Origin of the sequence: Acinetobacter sp. 1424608 (assembly GCF_000588255.1) — a bacterium.
GTDB lineage: Bacteria > Pseudomonadota > Gammaproteobacteria > Pseudomonadales > Moraxellaceae > Acinetobacter > Acinetobacter nosocomialis.
Map to the genome: position 1 here is coordinate 222,772 of NZ_JFXL01000004.1, position 17,488 is coordinate 240,259.

Consider the following 17,488-nt stretch of genomic DNA (forward strand, 5'->3'; position numbering starts at 1 on the left):
CCACATGACATTTTTTAATCATTTAAGGACGATTTTTGTTGCTTCTCTTGTTTCTTTTGTTCACGTCTTTGCTTAAAAAAAAGACTTAACTGCTGAGCACATTTTTCATGTAAACATCCCTGCTCAAAAGTAAATTTATGGTTGTAATAACCATTTTCTAATAATTGACGTGTACTCACTAGTGAGCCTGCTTTAGGCTCTACTGTCCCGAATACAACGTGTTTAATTCTTGCATGTACCAAAGCTCCCACACACATTGTGCATGGCTCAAGCGTAACGTATAAAGTCGCGTCTTCAGGTAAACGATAATTTTTTAATAATTGGCAAGCCGAACGAATAGCTTGAACTTCTGCATGCGCTGTAGGATCAGATAAACCAATTGGAGCATTGAAACCAGCTCCAATTAACTTATTTTGGCTTACAATTACAGCCCCAACAGGAATTTCCCCCTGCTCGGCTGCTAATTCAGCTTGCTCGTAAGCAAGCTGCATCCAATACTCATCACTAAATTTAGACATTATTTATTATGACACTACACCATACTGTCTAAGTAATGCATTCCAGCTATCAATAGTCGTAATTGGTGGGTCATCGGCCAAAATGCCTCTTAATGTAAGGTCTTCACATGCTTTCCACTCTGGCGATAAATCTTTATCGACTAAACGTGCACGCACACCTTCCACAAAGTCAGGGTGGCGAATTTTCCATTCAGAAATTTGCGCTTCCAGATCAAAAACTTCGTCCCAAGAATGAACTTGTTTACCCCATTGCCATAACAACCAAGTAATCGCTGCTGTACTTGGCGAACCCTTTTGTAAGTTTTCACTAGCTTGACGCAACCAATCACTGCTTGCATCGCGTAAGCTTACAATCGCCTGATAGTCTTGTTCAAAACTTGAACCACGACAAACGCTATGGATAACGTCTAAAGAATTTTGCAATGGTCCTGCTGCAACCGGACGGTGCAAACTATTTAAAGTATCGTCAATCGCACGGAAATCACCTGCAGGATAGTGAGCCCAATTAATATTCAGTACTTTTTGCAGAACATTATCACGTTGTGCTTCGCAAATATGCGTCGCCCAACCAATGCTGTAGGCCCCAGCGGCAGTCATGATAGAACCCGTCAAACCAGTAAATAAACCAATTTGCCCACGGTCAGCAAGGAAACGGCTTGCACCTACATCTGGGTATAAGCCAATATTAATTTCAGGCATTGCCAAACGTGAATATGGTGTAACTAAGCGGAAAGGTGCAGCCATAAACAAGCCTAAACCGCCCCCCATTACATAACCTTCGCCCCATACAACAACTGGTTTTGCATAATTATGCAAAAGTAAATCCAAAGCATATTCTTGCTGGAAAAACTTATTTGCTGTTTCTACTTCTTGATTAATGACCAGCTGACGTAATTTGCGTACATCTCCGCCTGCACAAAAAGCTTTTGGTGTTGTCGAGTCCAACCAAATTGCTTTCACTCGCTCATCATCACGGAAGTCTTCAAATACTCGTAATAAAGCCGTTACGATTGATTCATCTAAAGCATGTAATGATTTAGGTCGATTCAAACGTACTATACGCCAACCATTTTTCGCTTCTTCAACTACCAAATCCGGATGATAGCTATTTACATTGGGAGATTTCATCATGCGTCCAATTGCCAGTCTATGGGCTCAATGCCATGTTGTTTCAAATATTGATTTGTTTTTGAAAACACTTTGCAACCAAAAAAACCACCACGATTAGCCGCAAGTGGTGATGGATGTGCAGCAGTTAAAACTAAGTGTTTTTCTCTATTTATACGTTGCCCTTTACGTTGTGCATAAGCACCCCATAAAATAAAAACAATGTGCTCGCGTTGTTCATTTAAGACATCAATTACTGCGTCAGTAAACTCTTCCCAACCTTGTTTTTGGTGTGATGTGGGCTGTCCTGCTTCTACAGTAAGTACACTGTTTAATAAAAGTACACCTTGCTCGGCCCATTTGGTTAAATCACCATGACGCGAAATTGGTACACCTAAATCTGTATTTAATTCATGAAAAATATTACGTAAAGATGGAGGTAATGCAACCCCTCTTTGTACAGAGAAACTTAAGCCATTTGCCTGATTCGGTCCATGATATGGATCTTGCCCTAAAATCACGACTTTTACATGATCTAAAGGTGTAATATTTAACGCATTAAAAATTTGTTTACTTGGTGGATATATTGTTTTTTGAGCCTGCTTCTGTTGAAACAGGAAGTCTCGCAAACTATCCATGTAAGGACTCAGCAAAAATGGAGTTAATGATCTTTTCCAGCTTTCTTCTAATTGAACTTTACTGAGTTTGTCTTGCTGTTGCTCAGTTAATTGCATTAATGTCATCCTAGATCAATTTTCATTTCTACAAACAAAAGGACGTTAACTTACACTTCTACTTGTAAGTTAACATATGGATTCTGAAACTTAATCCCTTGTTTTAAATTTTCATACATTTGTGGATCAGTCCATTCAGATTGAACTTGTTCTGAGAAAACAATACCTTCAAGGTTTAGTAGTCCCATTTGTTCATTTTGAATATCTTCAAGAAAACTTTGGGCATACCCTGTATCAGTTTCATGAACAATCACTGAATAAACTTCAACATCACCTTCCCCATTTTGGGTAATGGTTGATTTTAATACTTGCTGAGCTAGATAGAAGAAAATACGAGAAAATTGCTCGGCAGATGGAGACACTGGTAAAGAAATCCAACGTGCACTAAAAGTTTTACAAGCATCGATATATTGTGGATCATCTTTTTCCCAGAAACAAATCGCATGATCAAAACTATCAAAAAGGTCCTTAATCACACCTTTTAATAGTCCAAAATCATATACCATTTGTCCATGATCTAATTTCGAAGCTTTAAGTAATAACTCGACTTTATAACTGTGCCCATGAATCGATCGCTTACAACGATCTGATGTACAGTTACGTACTACATGTGCATTTTCAAACTTAAATAACTTACGAATTAACATGTGCCAAATCGATCATTCCTTCTAAGAACATTATTATAAAGCAAAAGATAAAAACTTCGCACCACTTTTCAAATAGAAACAATTAGCAAAAAGTATGATAAGAGATGTGAAGGAATTTTGAAGATATTGATTTTTACTTTAAATATTGTCTATACAGAAATATGACCTCATCCCTTTTATTAATAAGCTTCAAGTATTACAGACTTAGGAAAAATATCAATAAATTTATTTAGTTAAATGGAGCCAAACTCCTTGAGTAGACATATACTTGCTTATCTTTTCGCATTAAGGCGCTAGTAAACTGGCGCTTCCTATTGTTTAGAACAACTTCAATTTGAGCTTGAAAGAAGTTAGATTTAACATCAATAAGACCACTTGCCTGCTTTTTCTTTTGACTATCAACCGCTGAAAAAGCACTCAATTGCCACAATTCATCAACATTTTGGAAGAACTTTAAATTTTGCTGTCGCGCCTGTAATTCTTTTTCGATCGCTCCAACATCTAGTTTTTCATCAATACTTGCTAAAACCAATGGTGAAGCAGTATTGATGTTTAATTTCGTATTTTCTGGCAAAGCAGAAATATATGGGGCGATCAAATCATATTTTTTCCCATCAAAGCCTCTAACTAGCTTTAACTCTTCAATACGGTGAAATTTAGTATTCGCAGCCATATAGCTAGGATCTAAGCCTTGATAATAACTACTTTCTGCTCCCATTGGTCCAGCTGGCTCATCATTTGGGTCTTGCCAATCAATCACAGCCTGACTTAGCTCAGCAGGTAAACCTACTCGCACAAGCAAACGTTCAAACCAACTTTTAGCATCTTCATTTACCATCCCTTCCCCATTGGTCAAATTATTTAAGTTAAATTTCCCCGACTCATCAAGCAAACGCCCTGAGACAGAACCATCTTCTACTGGGAACGGTGGCATAGGTTGTGCCCATGTCTCTTTTAAATGATCTACTCCACCCGCATTATTTGCATCTTGAATTAATAACTCCGAAAAAAAAGCTTCTGCACTTTTTGCATAGAGCAAAGATTGATTTTGACGCATTAAATAAGCTGTATTTTCCATAGTATTATTTTGATGTTTGGCAATAGAAGCAGCTAAAATTGTAGCCAAGGCAACCATAATAAGTATTGTCAGTAAAGCGACACCCTGTTGGTGCTTATAATTTTTAAACATTATGAGCCACCTTGTGGGGAAAGCGATAAATTACTTTGATTTAAGCTATAGATCCATTCATAACTTACTCCTGCTACAGTAAGTTGAATTTTTATTCCTTTCGGTAATTTTTTCAATTCGTTAGGCTTTGTTGGATCAATATTAACCTCAGGCCACTTTGTTACCTCTTGCGGAGTCAAAACCATAATCTGATATTGGTCAACCTGACTTAGCAAGGTACTCGATAAAGGTTGCTCATTATTCGAAGTATTCAAATTTGTATATTTAAGACGATATAATTTTTTTTTGTCTGCATCATAACGATATTCAATTCGTTCAAACGGTGATAAACCTTGTTTTAAAGGATCCGTTACACCTGCTTTGCTAAAACGCAGAATTTGATTATCAATTTCTAAAGCTGGATGAAGTTGGCCACCTTGATTTGCAGATAAAGGAATAATTTGCAGACTATCACGAAGAATTTGTTGATAAGCATCTTGTAACTCAAACAAATGCACTTCATGTTCAGCATTACGGTCACGAACTTTAAGCAAGTAATCGAAAATTTTCCACCCCAATAAAGATAAGACCGCAAAGATAGCAATCGCAACTAACAATTCAACCAACGTAAATCCTGAGGTGCGAGTTAATCGAGCATTGCTCGATCGCGCCGCAAGACGAGAAACCATGTTTCGAGTGTGAGGCTCTCTAAAGCGAAGCTTTGTCTGAGCGTAAGACGAAGAGCTATGCCCAGAGTAGTCAGTCGGAATAACACCCGACTGAGCTCTAAGATGAGAAGCAATGCTTTGAATTCGAAAATTCTTATTTTTTATCATTATTTTGCTTTCACTGGATAATTAAAAAAGACCATATGAGTAATACCGTTTTGTACTTTTCCCTTATCCGGATCATATAAGCTAACTTGTACATCAATTTTTTGAACATTAGGGCTAACAGTTGATTCAGCTGATTTATCAATCTGCCAAGTCTCACCTTGAGAAGTTACTTGCTTACTTTGAGTACCCTGCAACCACTCTTGATTAATCTCCATCATAGCAATTTCATTCATAGCTACAAATTGAGCTTTAGTTCTTAAAATGGCATTAGAAGTAGACTGAGTGTACTGCATTGCCACTTTAGTTAAAGCAACAGCTGCTACTGCAAAGATTGCCAAAGCAACCATAACTTCTAAGAGGGTAAAGCCTTTAGATTTCATTTATTTTACCCAAATGATCTATTTGTATTTCTGAACCAATCGGTTTTTGCTCTAGATAAAATTGTATTTTAACGGTCTTGGCTTCTCCATTGCCAAACCAGATAAGCTGAGGTGTTTGTCCACCAACCAAATCGGTATTTTTAGCTTTAGAATAATTCTCGCCATCTAAAGGCTGTACTGAAAAAGACACATGCGCAGGAAGTTGTCGTGTTTTAAATTCAGTATATTTCTGCCAGCGATTTTTTAAGTCTTGTACTTGTAAAGTGCTTTGATCGTGATATTCGTATAATTCATAAGAAAATGGTGAGACATCTGTCTCACCATGAGTTTCTAACGCTAATACACGTGATTGGTCTAGTGATTCTTTATTAATTTTCTGTAAATCGAGTAGAAATAACTCTCTTGCCTGCATTGCCTTTTTTTGGTCTATACCACCGATATTCAATACAACAAGTGAAGTCATAATTGTCATAATCACAATGACTACCATCACCTCTATGAGGGTAAAGCCTTTTTGTGATTGAAATGATTTCAATTTCATATTGACCTATTATTAAGCGTATTGTTCAACTGCTTGTTTCGGTAAGGCCAACGCCTGATCAATATAAGCTACTCTCAAAGTGTCTCTTGAACCCAAATAACGTTGGTAAAAACTTGAATTCAGAATTGCCGCAGCTCCATGAGTAAGGGACCAAATTGAAGCCAAGTAATCTCGCGTAGTCATATGACTCTGGATTGATTCTAAATAATGATCAGTCATACGAATAATAATACGTAAGCGCTGTTTTCTTACTTGATACAGTTCATTAAAAAGATGATGCACACCTTGTGCTGTAATCGAAAGCTTTTCTTCAATTTGATGGAACAAAACTGTTCGTTCCGGGTGGTGCAAATGATGCAACATAAAGAAAGCCAAATGCTCTGGAAAAGCTTTCTCAGTGTCTTGGACCATTTCGAGTAGCATGCGCTCATTACGAATAATTAACAGCATGTACAATTCATCTTTGCTTTGAAAATGTTTGTACAAAGTACCTTTTGCCAAATCAAGCTCAGCAGCCAGCACATCAAGTGTCATTCCGGCTTCGCCATTTTCTAACAACAACTGTTCCGCAACTTGAAATATTAACGCTTCTCTTGCTCGGAACTGAGCTTGACGGTCCATCTTCACGCAATTACTCTCTTTGTATAGTTTCTATAAGTTAAATCGCTTTGAGTAAATTTTCGAAATTTTGCGAGGTGATTCTTGCAATTTCCTCAACCGATTTATCATATACCTCACTAAGTGCTTTCGCTACATAGGGTACGTATTTTGGTTCATTTGTTTTACCACGATATGGCACTGGAGCCAAATAAGGACTATCTGTTTCAATTAAAAGTCGATCTAAAGGCACTTGCTTGGCAACATCTCGTAAATCTTGAGCATTTTTAAATGAAACAATACCTGAAAAAGAAATATAGTACCCGCAATCTAATACAGCTTTTGCTGTTTCCCAGTCTTCAGTAAAACAGTGCAAAATACCATGCGTAGATTTTTCAGCTCGAATAATATCTACCGTATCATGTTTTGCTGAACGCGTATGAACAACTACTGGCTTTCTTACATTTTTAGAAGCTTGAATATGTCGAGCAAAACAAGCCTTTTGCTCATTAATAAAATCAGTATTATGGTAATAATCTAGACCTGTCTCACCTAAAGCCCACACTTTTTCTGATTGAGCTAACTCAGTCAAATACTCAGTCGTTGCTCGGGCCATGATATCTACATCCTCACAAGGATGCACACCAACGGTATACCCAACGTCTTCATGACGCTTTGCGATTTCAGCTAAAGCAATATGATCATCAAGGTCAACTGAAATTGCCATAAATTTAGAGACACCTTCTGCTCGCGCAGCAGCAAGGGCAAGATCTAAATCACCATTATAAGGTGTTAAATCTAACATTGTTAAATGGCAATGGGTATCAACAAACACTGTTCTTTCCTATCTGCTTACATGGTATAACTTGGACGATCTAAAGACATACTACCAGCTAAAATCCGTTCAGCCTCAGCTTTATAGTAAATACCTTTATCACCACTTAATTGGATTGCGAAGCCTTGAGGCTTAAAACCACTTTGCTTATGTGAAATCCACACTACTTTACCAGTTAAAGGGATTTTTTGTGATTGTTCTGGTAACGTAGCTAAAATAAAAATTTCTTGCCCCATCTTCACCTTTTGCTTCGATGGCACAAATAAGCCCCCACCTTGTACGTACCCCATATAGCTTGCTTGTAAGGTTGCTCTATCAGGAATATTGACCTGAATAATTCCACCCATTTGTGGTTGCATTATAATTTCCCCTTAAACGTTCATTAATTTTATAAAAAGTTGATCTATGATGAGTTGTGTTTGTACATTTTGTTCAACTAATCTTTTAGATTGCTGCAATTCCTCATAAAGACTGAATAAGCTCTCTAAATTATAGTTTTGCGCCAATTGATCGTACTGTAAATCTATATTTTTCTGTGGTTGATCGAGCTTGACACAAATTAAATCCCCTAACAAGTATTCAAGAAGCATCATAAAATCACTAAAGTTAAGCTCTTTTTGCCATTTAGCCGAATAAAATAAAGGCATGTTTTTTTGATTAACTACCTTAGTCCAGTCTTCTAAAAAGGACTGTCTTTTCGCAAACCAATCACTCGTGGCAATTTCAACTGCTTGCAAAGGCATATCATTAGAAAGACCTAACAATAATTCAGGTGGCACTGACGCAATTTCAGCCAAATGCTCATTTAGATAAGATGTTGCCTGCTCATATGAAATACGGTCTAAAGCAAAATGCTGTAAGCGACTTCGAATGGTAGCTGGTAATTTCAAATAGTGATCAGCCAACAAAATTAAAACAACACGCTCACCGGGTTCTTCTAAAGTTTTTAACAGCGCATTTGATGATGCAAGATTTAAAGCTTCGGCTGGTTCAATAACAATAACACGCCATCCTTCACCAGTTTGCTGGACAAATGGCAATAGATCTCGAATTTTTTCTATTTTAATTTTTGCATTCTGTTTTTTATTTTCTTCATCAGTCGTGATATGAACATAGTTCGGGTGCGTGTCTGATTTTAACCATTGACAGCTACTACACTCACCACAAGCCCCCTGAGGCTGTTTATTTAAACAAAGGACCCATGCTAAAAAATGCTTGGCAAAAGCATGCTTACCACAACCTTGTTTACCATAAAATAATAAGCCATGCCCAATATTAGGAAAACGTGTTGTTAACGTTTCCCACATTGTCTGTTGCCACGGATAAACCTTAGAAGTCACATTCTGATTCATTAAATTAACACTTACTCAAAAGACTCAACAGGCAAATTATTTAGACGGTCAAGATCGGCTTGGGGATCAACACCCGGTGGGAAATTTGCTTCTGCTACAGCAATAGCAATACGGTGCCCGTTTTCTAAAACACGTAATTGCTCAAGACTTTCCAACTTTTCAAGTTTACCCATGTCCCATGTAACATATTCTTGTAACAAGTTCACACGATAAGCATATAAACCTAAATGACGAAATGCTTGGGTATGTAAAGTTGGTTCAGCTTGTTTAGCACCATCTCGATCATAAGGAATAGTTGCACGACTAAAATATAAAGCTTCATTTTGATTAGACATAACCACTTTCACAATGCTATCACGCTGAAATTCATCCAATGCATGAATAGGCTCACATAATGTAGACATTGAGCAATTTGGTTTATCAACCAGAAGCTTGGCAACCTGTTGAACAAGTTGAGCTGGTAGTAAAGGCTCGTCACCTTGTACATTTACAATAATGTCATCAGCATCCCATCCTTTAATACGAGCAACTTCGCTTAAACGGTCTGTCCCCGATGGATGGTCAGCACTTGTTAAAACAACATCAACACCCTCTGCACAGCATATTTCAGCAATACGCTCATCGTCAGTTGCTACACATAAATCATCGAAGCCTTCAACTTTCTTTGCCTGATCTACGACACGTAAAATCATAGGACGATCATGAATAAGTAACAATGGCTTACCTGGCAAACGCGAACTTGAGAAGCGTGCTGGAATAACGATGTGTTTCATTTTTTCTTCCTAAGATATTTGAATATCAAGCTTTTGCAATTGCTGATTTAAAACCTGATAGCACTCTGCTGATAAAACTGCTTTAACAGGTACGACCCAAATAGGCCGTTTAAATTCTGGATACTTTTCAAGTAAAGGTAACAACTTAACCGCATCTTTTTCAGTCGTAATGATAGGCTGATCATCATTAAATACAAGGTCATCAATAACGTAATCATGATGATCACGAAAAGCATGCTCTTGAAATTGATTTACACCTAAACCTTTAAGTGTTTGGTAAAAGCGCTGAGGAAAACCAATACCCACTACTGCATGGTAATTATTTTGTGTATTGAATGATAATTCAATTGCTGAAGAAGGATTCAATAAGTAAGGATGCCCCGCATCTAGATGCATATGCATTGCTGTTGAAGGGGCAAATGCATGTTCGATTACTGTACCCGTTTTTAAACGTTCAGCAGGTTCACGCAAATAGCCTTCTGGTAATAACTTTCTATTTCCAAGACCACGATTTTGATCAAGCACAATCCATTCTATTTGACGACCTAAAGCCCAGTGTTGTAATCCATCATCACTAATAATTAAATCTAGTTTTGTCGATGCCAATAATAATTCGATTGCAGTTTGTCTATTTGGTCCTACTGCCATAGGCACACCAGTTGACTGTACAATCAAAGCAGGCTCATCTCCTGCTTCAACTGCCTGACTGGCCGATGTTACCAACATAGGAAAAGGACCAGCTCCACCATAACCGCGACTAATTACGCCTACTTTTACATTATGCTGTTTTAAGTAATTGACTAGTTCTATTAATAATGGAGTTTTGCCACTACCACCTACTGTAATATTGCCAATTACCATGACTGGTATAGATGCACTATAGGTTTTTTTTAAACCTGAATTATAAAAATAACGATTCAATAAAAACCCAGCACGATACAAACATGACAACGGACGTAAAACAATCAACCAACTTGATTGCTTATTCCATGCGTTTTGTATCAGCTGGGCCAAAGACATGCTTAGTTGTCCTCAAAATTACGCTGATGTAATTGATAATAAGCACCATGCTTAGCAAGTAATTCTTGATGGGTGCCTTGCTCAACAATTTGTCCACGATCTAATACAATAATACGATCTGCATTTTCAATTGTAGATAAACGATGTGCAATCACAATCGTTGTACGGTCTTGCATCGCCTCATCAAATGCTTGCTGAATAAAATGTTCAGATTCATTATCAAGCGCACTTGTCGCTTCATCTAAAATAAGAATTGGTGCATTTTTCAAAATTGCACGAGCAATTGCTATACGTTGACGTTGACCACCAGATAAGTTTAGACCTTGTGCACCTAAAACAGTATCGTAACCATTTGGTAAGTTCATAATAAAGTCATGGGCGTAAGCAGCTTTTGCTGCTGCGATAACCTCTTCATCACTTGCATTATGTAACTGACCATAAGCGATGTTTTCACGTACGGTCCGGTTAAACAAAACAACTTGCTGATTAACCATTGCAATTTGTGTGCGCAAACTTGAAAGTTCTATATCACGTATGGGTAAGTCATCTAAATAAATTTGACCACTTGAGACTTCTTGAAAACGTACCAACATATTCACTAATGAAGTTTTACCAGCACCCGAGCGCCCTACCAATGCAACTGTCTCACCTGGGCGAATATTTAAAGAAAAGTCTTTAATCGCCTGAGTACCATCAGTATAGTTAAGCACAACATGATCAAAACGAATTGCACCTTGCAATCGAGGTTTAAGTTGACCGGTATTTTCTTCTTCAGGTAAATCTAATAATTCGAAAACTGAATGTGCTGCCGCTAAACCACGCTGCAACTTTTCATTAATATCAGTTAAGTTTTTAACAGGTTTAGAAAGAAGTCCTGCTGCTGTAATATACGCAACAAACTCACCAGCACTGGTATTTCCTAAAATTTGTGGTCTTAAGGCTAACCATACAATAAGAGCCATTGCACAAGCCATTACAACTTGAACAACAGGACTATTTAGGTTTTGTACAATCACCATTTTTAAACCGCGTTTTAAGTTCTCTTCAGACGACTTATAAAAACGCTCTTGTTCTGAGTCTTCACCAGCGAAACTTTTAACAACTGCATTACCACTAATACTTTCTTGTACGACATGGTTAACATCGCCCATAGTGTCTTGGACTTGCAGTGAAAGTTTACGCATTCTTTTTGATGCTTTGCGCACCAAAACCCCAATAATAGGTAAGAACACCATAATACAAAGGGTCAAACGCCAATTTGTATAAAACAAATAACCTAGCAGCCCCAATGTAATCATACCATCACGAACAATGGTTTTTAATGATTCAGATGAAGCAGCTGTGAGTTGCTCAACGTTATACATAATTTTAGCTGTAATATGTCCCGAAGAGTTATCGAGATAATATTGAGCCGGCAGTCTTAAAAGCTTTGCATAAACTTCTTGGCGAATACTAAAAACTAAACTACGGGAGATAACAGCAGTATAGTAGCCGCCCATAAATAGGCCTAAGCCACGGAAAAATACTAATAAAATGATTAATAAAGGGAACCAATCCAGATCCGCTCTACTCGCATTTTGAATGGCATCAATAATAAATTTAATGAGCTTAGCAACAGAAACCTCTGTTGCTGAGTTCATACCGAATCCGATAAGAACTAATAAGGCCACGCCCCAATAAGGTTTTAAATAGGATATGAGACGCAAATAAACCTTAAAATCTTGATTCACTCAGAAAAACCTCTAGAAGGAACTTTGGTACTAATATTGATGTTAACAAAACCGAGTTGTCCTGCTACATCCATAACACGAATAACATCCTGATGAGACGCTTTTGCATCTGCAGCGATGATAAACATAAAATCACGGCGCTCTTGAGCAATTTGCTTAATTGCAGTGCTCAAATCAGCGACGTCCTTGGTAGACAATGCTTGACCATTGACAGCGTAATGACCGCTAGAGTCTACCACGACTTCAATTTTATGATCGTACTGTTTTGGTGGGACGCCTTGTGCATCTGGTAAAGTTAGATTGATGCGACTTGGCTGATTAAAAGTGGTAGATAACAATAAAAACACCAGAATGAATAATAAACAATCAATCATGGGCGTTAGATTGATATGAATGTCTTCAACTTGAGAACGTTTAAACTTCATATTGCTACCTACCCATCAACCAACACGGCGATGTTCTTGCACAACAGAAGAACGTTTATAAAACAATGATGCATGAAAGAGTGTAGATTGCTGCTCTAACTCCGCAATGTAATTTTGCACCACTCTCTGAAAATAACGATAAGAAATAAGTGCAGGAATTGCAATAAGCATTCCAACCGCTGTCGTGATCAAGGCCTTTGAAATACCAGGAATCATTAAGCTTGGACTACCTGCCGAACCAAAATCAATCACGAGAAAAGACTCAATAATCCCTACAACTGTTCCAAGTAACCCAAGCAAAGGTGCTATAGCACTTAAAGTTCCCAAGAAGTTAATATTTTTTTCTAAATAAGAAATTTCTTGAGAAGCCATTGCTTCCATTTGAGCCCGAGCAAATTGCTCTCCATGCTCCTGATGCTCAAAACCAGCTTTTAGAATATTTCCTAATGCTGTACTTGAGGCATCAGTATCTTGCTCCAAATTTGTGATGATATGAGAAATATCTGCACTACCATCACTCATCAGTGCTTTAGGCAAAACTTGTGAACGTCTCAAACGTATAAAACGTTCAATACTAATAGCGACCGTTAAAATTGAACACAAAATTAAAGGCAGCATTAACCAGCCGCCCGCTTTCACAAGTTCCCACATATTTTCTTCCCCAAGAATATAAATTAGAAATATATGACCTAACTTAGAATTAATCTGGCAAACAAATATTCAAAATACCATCTAACTCATCGAGTGAATGATAATGAATAACAAGTTTCCCTTTACCTTTCTGGTTATGATCAATTTTAACATTGGCACCAAAACGTTCCGATAATTTCTGAGTTAATTGCTCAATGTCTGGTGCAACAGGAGTTTTTTCCTTTTCCTGTTTAGGTTCGTTCCAATCACGTACTAATTGCTCAGTTTGACGAACGGATAATCCCTTTTCAATGACAATTTTAGCTACTTCAAGTTGCTCTTTACCTTTTAAAGTCAAGATGGCACGAGCATGGCCCATATCAAGCTGGCCTTGTTGCATAAATTCTTTAATGTCATCGGCTAAACTTAATAGACGCAACAAATTACTGACCGTTGTTCTCGCTTTACCTACGGTATCTGCAATTTCCTGATGACTTAAACCAAATTCATCATGAAAACGTTGTAATGCCAAGGCTTGATCAATTGGATTCAAATCTTGACGTTGAATATTCTCAATAAGCGCTAAAGCAATCGCAACTTGGTCATTTAAATCACGAACAATTGCTGGAATTTCAGTTAAACCAGCAATTTGTGCTGCACGCCATCGGCGCTCACCTGCAATGATTTCGTAAGGATGAGCTTCATCATCTACAGGACGAATAACGATTGGTTGCATTACCCCATGCTTTTCAATAGAGGATGCCAACTCTTGCAAATCATGCTCATGAATAAAACGACGTGGCTGATATTCACCTCGCTTCAACAAATTCACATCAATTTGCTTTAACTGACCATGATCAAGTGCTTGAGCTTCTAGTTGTAATTTTTCTTTTTGAATTGAACCAAGTAATGCATCTAAACCACGCCCTTTCGCCAATCCGCGTTTTTTGATGCTCATACTTTACTTCCTTTCTTTACTTTACTTTTCTTTAACATCTCAGCCGCAAGATTTAAGTATGCAACTGCACCTTTCGAACTTTTTTCAAAATAAATCACTGGCAAACCATGCGCTGGAGCTTCAGCCAAACGAACATTACGTGGAATCACAGTGTCATAGAGCTTCTTACCAAAATACTGTTCCAACTCAGCTGATACATCGCGAGTTAAAGCATTACGTGCGTCGTACATCGTACGTAAAACACCGATAATTTCTAAATCAGGATTTAATGCTTTTTGAATACGATCGATTGTTTGGGTTAAATCAGCCAAACCTTCCAATGCGTAGTACTCACATTGCATAGGAATGATTACACTATCTACGGCAGCTAAGGCATTTACCGTAATTAAACTTAAGCTAGGGGCACAGTCAACAATAATGTAGTCAAAAGAATTTCTAATTTCGTTCAGAGCATTCTTTAAAATGAACTCACGACCTTCTTGTTCGGCAATTGCCAGTTCAACACCTGAAAGCTCACGGTTTGAACCCAAAACTTTATATCCAACCTCTGCCTTTTGAATTGCAGTTTCAATTGGCACTTCACCCAATAACACATCAGTGATTGAGTAAAGTAGATCATTCTTTTGAATACCAGACCCCATCGTAGCATTACCTTGTGAATCTATATCAACAAGTAATACACGTTTTTTCAATACAGCAAGTGATGCTGCAAGATTTACTGCAGTCGTTGTTTTACCAACACCACCTTTTTGGTTTGCAATCGCAATAATTTGAGCCATGGTAACCCTAATACTTTTTATTTAAATTCGTTGAAGTAAAAGTAAATGACGTTGTTCATCAAGTCTTGGTACATGCAGTTCAATTACTTTACATGAAAATTCCTGCTTAAGCTCTTCCATTTCTTCAACTGGGATCAATCCTTTCATCGCAGCAATTATACTATGCTCATGTAAATATGGACGTGCAGCTTCAACAAAATCAGTTAAAGAGGCAAATGCACGACTTGTGATCACATCAAATTGACCAAGCTCATCAATTGTATCTTGATTTTCAACACGCGTTTGCACAGCTACTACGTTTTTAAGCTTAAGGTCAGCAATAAACTGTTTCAAAAAACGAATTTTCTTACCATTTGAGTCAAGCAATACACAAGAGCGCTCTGGTTGACATAAAGCAATGATCATGCCTGGCATACCACCACCAGTACCTACATCAAGCAATCGACCTGGTGTTAAATCTTTCAAAATACTTAGGCTATCTAACAAATGCTTCACTAACATTTCTTTAGGATCACGAATCGCTGTTAGATTATAAGCTTTGTTCCAAAGTACCAAAGCATCTTGATACTTTAACAATAATGTCAAAGCTTCATCGCTAAGCGACAAACCTAGTTTTTGACTACCCTGTTGTAACTCTTGAAAAAATGGATGCATAAACAGATAACATCTAAGTAAAATTTAAAACAAAGTATACCCATTTATGCATCGTGGAACACTATTTAACGATTAGGGATTACGCAGTTAATCATAGAAGCCTTCACGAATTTGCAAATCTAGCTCCATTAAACGTTCAGGCGTTCCCACATCCACCCATGCACCCTTAAGCTTTTCAGCAGATACCTTTTGATTTTGCATCGCTTGCTTCAACAATGGTGCTAACGGACGTTTACCAGGCTCCAATCCATCAAAGAGCTTAGGATTGATAACAGATACACCACTAAAAGTGAGATTCTCACCCCTCACATCTTGATCGAATGCAAAAGCACGTCCATCCAATAATGTAAAATCGCCTTCAGGATGTTGTTTAGGATTATCAACCAACACAAGATGAGCTAAATCATCATTTAGCTGAATATCGCGTAGCGCTTCAAAACCCATTGTGGTCCATACATCACCATTCACCAGAATAAATGGATCTGTTCCAAGCAGTGGCAAAGCATTAATAATTCCACCAGCTGTTTCCAGCCCTTCTTCTTCTCGTGTCCAACGGATGTCCACACCAAATTGAGAACCATCGCCTAAGCTACTGATGAGCTTATCAGCCAACCAGGCAGAATTGATGACTATTTCAGTCACACCAATTTTCTTAAGTTTTTCGATATGCCACACAATAAGTGGCTTACCACCCACCTCAAGCAGAGGCTTTGGTGTATATAGCGTAAGTGGACGCATACGATTGCCCAAGCCAGCAGCAAGAATCATTGCTTTCATTATGCTGCTACCTCATAGGGGCCATATTTTTCTATAAACTTAGGCATGACTGAGTTACGAATAAACGTCATGAAGTCATCAAGCTCATGATAACCACGACTCTCTTCAAGTAAATACCACATGACTCGCGGCAAGTCTTTTAAATATCCAGACTTACCATCTCGCTCAAACAGACGAACAAAAATGCCCAAAATCTTGATATGACGTTGAATTGCCATTAAATCGGCATCACGTTTAAATTGCTCAAAAGTTCGGTTTTGTTTAGCAGATGCTGGTAAAAGCTCATAGAAAACTTTAAACCATTGATAAACACGCTCAGCATTCCACTGTACATACGCATCACGTGTAATCGAGATTAAATCATAAGTGTCGGCACCAATAACCGCATCTTGAAAGTCGATTACCCCCAATTCTTCTTCATTAGTAATTTTCATTAAATTACGACTATGAAAATCACGATGCACAATAACTTGCGGTTGAGCCAATGCAGCATTGGCTAAGAAATCAAATGCATCATCAATAGTTTTCTTTTGCTCAGCCATTGGATGTATTCCAAGTGATGGCAACATCCAATCTGTTAGCAACTGCATTTCAGACATAAGCTTTTCATAAGAATAAGCTGGGAAATGATCAATACCATTAATTGATTGCAAATGAGTGAGCTGTTTAAAGCTTTGTTCGTAATATTGATCAACTGTTGCATCATTTAATAATGTCGACAACAGTACATCACCAAAATCTTCTAGCAATAGAAAACCTTGAGTTAAATCTTTTGCAACAATCTGAGGCACGCGAACCCCATGACCTGCAAAAAATTCGTCAATGGTTACAAACGGAACACAGTCTTCTTTTTCAGGAGGCGCATCCATAAGCATATAAGTTTTATTTTGTAACTGGATGCGAGCATAACGGCGAAAGCTGGCATCCCCTGCCAAATAAGCGATCTGAAATTGATCATTTTCAAGAACAGATGTAAGCCATGTATGTATCAATTGTTCACGTTGTGTATTCATTTGCAATAAAATCT

22 protein-coding genes are annotated in these 17,488 nt (G+C 37.8%); all 22 read right to left on the reverse strand.

From position 1 onward, the window contains the following. Positions 1-14: 14 nt before the first annotated feature. Positions 15-518 carry a tRNA adenosine(34) deaminase TadA gene (gene tadA, locus J678_RS10440; RefSeq protein WP_031944625.1) on the reverse strand — a complete coding sequence of 168 codons (504 nt, stop codon included), beginning with the start codon at positions 516-518 and terminating at the stop codon, positions 15-17. A gap of 6 nt (positions 519-524) precedes the next feature. After that, a complete protein-coding gene (locus J678_RS10445) occupies positions 525-1,649 on the reverse strand; it encodes an enoyl-CoA hydratase/isomerase family protein (RefSeq protein WP_017392854.1) in 1,125 nt (374 codons plus the stop codon). Then, positions 1,646-2,359, reverse strand: coding sequence for a uracil-DNA glycosylase (gene ung / locus J678_RS10450; RefSeq protein ID WP_002049829.1), 714 nt, complete (start codon positions 2,357-2,359; stop codon positions 1,646-1,648). Before ung ends, J678_RS10445 begins: the two co-directional genes overlap by 4 nt. Positions 2,360-2,409: 50 nt before the next feature. Beyond that, entirely contained in the window at positions 2,410-3,006 is a 597-nt protein-coding gene (locus J678_RS10455; protein WP_004887474.1) for a 6-pyruvoyl trahydropterin synthase family protein, read from the reverse strand. 229 nt (positions 3,007-3,235) lie between these two features. Further along, the gene (gspK, locus tag J678_RS10460) at positions 3,236-4,195 is read right to left on the reverse strand and encodes a type II secretion system minor pseudopilin GspK (RefSeq protein WP_004709110.1); all 960 of its coding nucleotides are present in this window, start codon (positions 4,193-4,195) and stop codon (positions 3,236-3,238) included. Continuing rightward, a complete protein-coding gene (gene gspJ, locus J678_RS0104095; RefSeq protein WP_017392855.1) occupies positions 4,195-5,010 on the reverse strand; it encodes a type II secretion system minor pseudopilin GspJ in 816 nt (271 codons plus the stop codon). Before gspJ ends, gspK begins: the two co-directional genes overlap by 1 nt. Beyond that, positions 5,010-5,390 carry a type II secretion system minor pseudopilin GspI gene (gene gspI, locus J678_RS10465; RefSeq protein ID WP_004709113.1) on the reverse strand — a complete coding sequence of 127 codons (381 nt, stop codon included), beginning with the start codon at positions 5,388-5,390 and terminating at the stop codon, positions 5,010-5,012. The genes gspJ and gspI overlap by 1 nt, the downstream gene beginning before the upstream one ends. Continuing rightward, positions 5,380-5,931, reverse strand: a complete 552-nt coding sequence (locus J678_RS10470; RefSeq protein WP_002049902.1) for a type II secretion system protein — start codon at positions 5,929-5,931, stop codon at positions 5,380-5,382. Before J678_RS10470 ends, gspI begins: the two co-directional genes overlap by 11 nt. 12 nt (positions 5,932-5,943) lie before the next feature. Further along, positions 5,944-6,552 (reverse strand): TetR/AcrR family transcriptional regulator, encoded by a 609-nt coding sequence (locus J678_RS10475; RefSeq protein ID WP_000375838.1) that lies wholly within the window; start codon positions 6,550-6,552, stop codon positions 5,944-5,946. A 37-nt stretch (positions 6,553-6,589) separates the two neighbouring features. Beyond that, complete coding sequence (locus tag J678_RS10480) at positions 6,590-7,363, reverse strand: TatD family hydrolase (RefSeq protein ID WP_031956058.1); 774 nt, start codon at positions 7,361-7,363, stop codon at positions 6,590-6,592. Between the two features lie 17 nt (positions 7,364-7,380). Continuing rightward, a complete protein-coding gene (locus J678_RS10485; RefSeq protein ID WP_001183024.1) occupies positions 7,381-7,722 on the reverse strand; it encodes a PilZ domain-containing protein in 342 nt (113 codons plus the stop codon). Between the two features lie 12 nt (positions 7,723-7,734). Further along, positions 7,735-8,715: a DNA polymerase III subunit delta' gene (locus tag J678_RS10490; RefSeq protein WP_017392857.1), complete on the reverse strand. Its 981-nt coding sequence runs from the start codon at positions 8,713-8,715 to the stop codon at positions 7,735-7,737. Positions 8,716-8,726: 11 nt separating this feature from the next. Continuing rightward, on the reverse strand, positions 8,727-9,488 hold the full coding sequence (gene kdsB, locus J678_RS10495) for a 3-deoxy-manno-octulosonate cytidylyltransferase (RefSeq protein WP_031996916.1): 762 nt from the start codon (positions 9,486-9,488) through the stop codon (positions 8,727-8,729). Positions 9,489-9,497: 9 nt separating this feature from the next. Beyond that, the gene (lpxK, locus tag J678_RS10500) at positions 9,498-10,508 is read right to left on the reverse strand and encodes a tetraacyldisaccharide 4'-kinase (protein ID WP_017392859.1); all 1,011 of its coding nucleotides are present in this window, start codon (positions 10,506-10,508) and stop codon (positions 9,498-9,500) included. A 2-nt stretch (positions 10,509-10,510) separates the two neighbouring features. Next, the gene (msbA, locus tag J678_RS10505; RefSeq protein WP_031956057.1) at positions 10,511-12,238 is read right to left on the reverse strand and encodes a lipid A export permease/ATP-binding protein MsbA; all 1,728 of its coding nucleotides are present in this window, start codon (positions 12,236-12,238) and stop codon (positions 10,511-10,513) included. Then, entirely contained in the window at positions 12,235-12,663 is a 429-nt protein-coding gene (locus J678_RS10510; protein ID WP_000669684.1) for an ExbD/TolR family protein, read from the reverse strand. The genes msbA and J678_RS10510 overlap by 4 nt, the downstream gene beginning before the upstream one ends. 15 nt (positions 12,664-12,678) lie before the next feature. Beyond that, positions 12,679-13,314 carry a MotA/TolQ/ExbB proton channel family protein gene (locus tag J678_RS10515; RefSeq protein WP_004887494.1) on the reverse strand — a complete coding sequence of 212 codons (636 nt, stop codon included), beginning with the start codon at positions 13,312-13,314 and terminating at the stop codon, positions 12,679-12,681. 49 nt (positions 13,315-13,363) lie between these two features. Further along, positions 13,364-14,251 (reverse strand): ParB/RepB/Spo0J family partition protein, encoded by an 888-nt coding sequence (locus J678_RS10520; protein ID WP_004709129.1) that lies wholly within the window; start codon positions 14,249-14,251, stop codon positions 13,364-13,366. Next, on the reverse strand, positions 14,248-15,030 hold the full coding sequence (locus tag J678_RS10525; RefSeq protein WP_002050124.1) for a ParA family protein: 783 nt from the start codon (positions 15,028-15,030) through the stop codon (positions 14,248-14,250). The genes J678_RS10520 and J678_RS10525 overlap by 4 nt, the downstream gene beginning before the upstream one ends. Before the next feature lie 21 nt (positions 15,031-15,051). After that, positions 15,052-15,684 carry a 16S rRNA (guanine(527)-N(7))-methyltransferase RsmG gene (gene rsmG / locus J678_RS10530; protein ID WP_017392861.1) on the reverse strand — a complete coding sequence of 211 codons (633 nt, stop codon included), beginning with the start codon at positions 15,682-15,684 and terminating at the stop codon, positions 15,052-15,054. Between the two features lie 87 nt (positions 15,685-15,771). Next, on the reverse strand, positions 15,772-16,461 hold the full coding sequence (gene murU / locus J678_RS10535) for an N-acetylmuramate alpha-1-phosphate uridylyltransferase MurU (RefSeq protein ID WP_017392862.1): 690 nt from the start codon (positions 16,459-16,461) through the stop codon (positions 15,772-15,774). After that, complete coding sequence (locus J678_RS10540) at positions 16,461-17,474, reverse strand: aminoglycoside phosphotransferase family protein (RefSeq protein WP_017392863.1); 1,014 nt, start codon at positions 17,472-17,474, stop codon at positions 16,461-16,463. Before J678_RS10540 ends, murU begins: the two co-directional genes overlap by 1 nt. Positions 17,475-17,488: the final 14 nt, after the last annotated feature.

What these genes read in the sequence shown, in the direction of transcription:
- tadA (WP_031944625.1), bottom strand. Translation starts at nt 518, where the DNA reads ATGTCTAAATTTAGTGATGAGTATTGGATGCAGCTTGCTTACGAGCAA.
- J678_RS10445 (WP_017392854.1), bottom strand. Translation starts at nt 1,649, where the DNA reads ATGATGAAATCTCCCAATGTAAATAGCTATCATCCGGATTTGGTAGTT.
- ung (WP_002049829.1), bottom strand. Translation starts at nt 2,359, where the DNA reads ATGCAATTAACTGAGCAACAGCAAGACAAACTCAGTAAAGTTCAATTA.
- J678_RS10455 (WP_004887474.1), bottom strand. Translation starts at nt 3,006, where the DNA reads ATGTTAATTCGTAAGTTATTTAAGTTTGAAAATGCACATGTAGTACGT.
- gspK (WP_004709110.1), bottom strand. Translation starts at nt 4,195, where the DNA reads ATGTTTAAAAATTATAAGCACCAACAGGGTGTCGCTTTACTGACAATA.
- gspJ (WP_017392855.1), bottom strand. Translation starts at nt 5,010, where the DNA reads ATGATAAAAAATAAGAATTTTCGAATTCAAAGCATTGCTTCTCATCTT.
- gspI (WP_004709113.1), bottom strand. Translation starts at nt 5,390, where the DNA reads ATGAAATCTAAAGGCTTTACCCTCTTAGAAGTTATGGTTGCTTTGGCA.
- J678_RS10470 (WP_002049902.1), bottom strand. Translation starts at nt 5,931, where the DNA reads ATGAAATTGAAATCATTTCAATCACAAAAAGGCTTTACCCTCATAGAG.
- J678_RS10475 (WP_000375838.1), bottom strand. Translation starts at nt 6,552, where the DNA reads ATGGACCGTCAAGCTCAGTTCCGAGCAAGAGAAGCGTTAATATTTCAA.
- J678_RS10485 (WP_001183024.1), bottom strand. Translation starts at nt 7,722, where the DNA reads ATGCAACCACAAATGGGTGGAATTATTCAGGTCAATATTCCTGATAGA.
- J678_RS10490 (WP_017392857.1), bottom strand. Translation starts at nt 8,715, where the DNA reads ATGAATCAGAATGTGACTTCTAAGGTTTATCCGTGGCAACAGACAATG.
- kdsB (WP_031996916.1), bottom strand. Translation starts at nt 9,488, where the DNA reads ATGAAACACATCGTTATTCCAGCACGCTTCTCAAGTTCGCGTTTGCCA.
- lpxK (WP_017392859.1), bottom strand. Translation starts at nt 10,508, where the DNA reads ATGTCTTTGGCCCAGCTGATACAAAACGCATGGAATAAGCAATCAAGT.
- J678_RS10510 (WP_000669684.1), bottom strand. Translation starts at nt 12,663, where the DNA reads ATGAAGTTTAAACGTTCTCAAGTTGAAGACATTCATATCAATCTAACG.
- J678_RS10515 (WP_004887494.1), bottom strand. Translation starts at nt 13,314, where the DNA reads ATGTGGGAACTTGTGAAAGCGGGCGGCTGGTTAATGCTGCCTTTAATT.
- J678_RS10520 (WP_004709129.1), bottom strand. Translation starts at nt 14,251, where the DNA reads ATGAGCATCAAAAAACGCGGATTGGCGAAAGGGCGTGGTTTAGATGCA.
- J678_RS10525 (WP_002050124.1), bottom strand. Translation starts at nt 15,030, where the DNA reads ATGGCTCAAATTATTGCGATTGCAAACCAAAAAGGTGGTGTTGGTAAA.
- rsmG (WP_017392861.1), bottom strand. Translation starts at nt 15,684, where the DNA reads ATGCATCCATTTTTTCAAGAGTTACAACAGGGTAGTCAAAAACTAGGT.
- murU (WP_017392862.1), bottom strand. Translation starts at nt 16,461, where the DNA reads ATGAAAGCAATGATTCTTGCTGCTGGCTTGGGCAATCGTATGCGTCCA.
- J678_RS10540 (WP_017392863.1), bottom strand. Translation starts at nt 17,474, where the DNA reads ATGAATACACAACGTGAACAATTGATACATACATGGCTTACATCTGTT.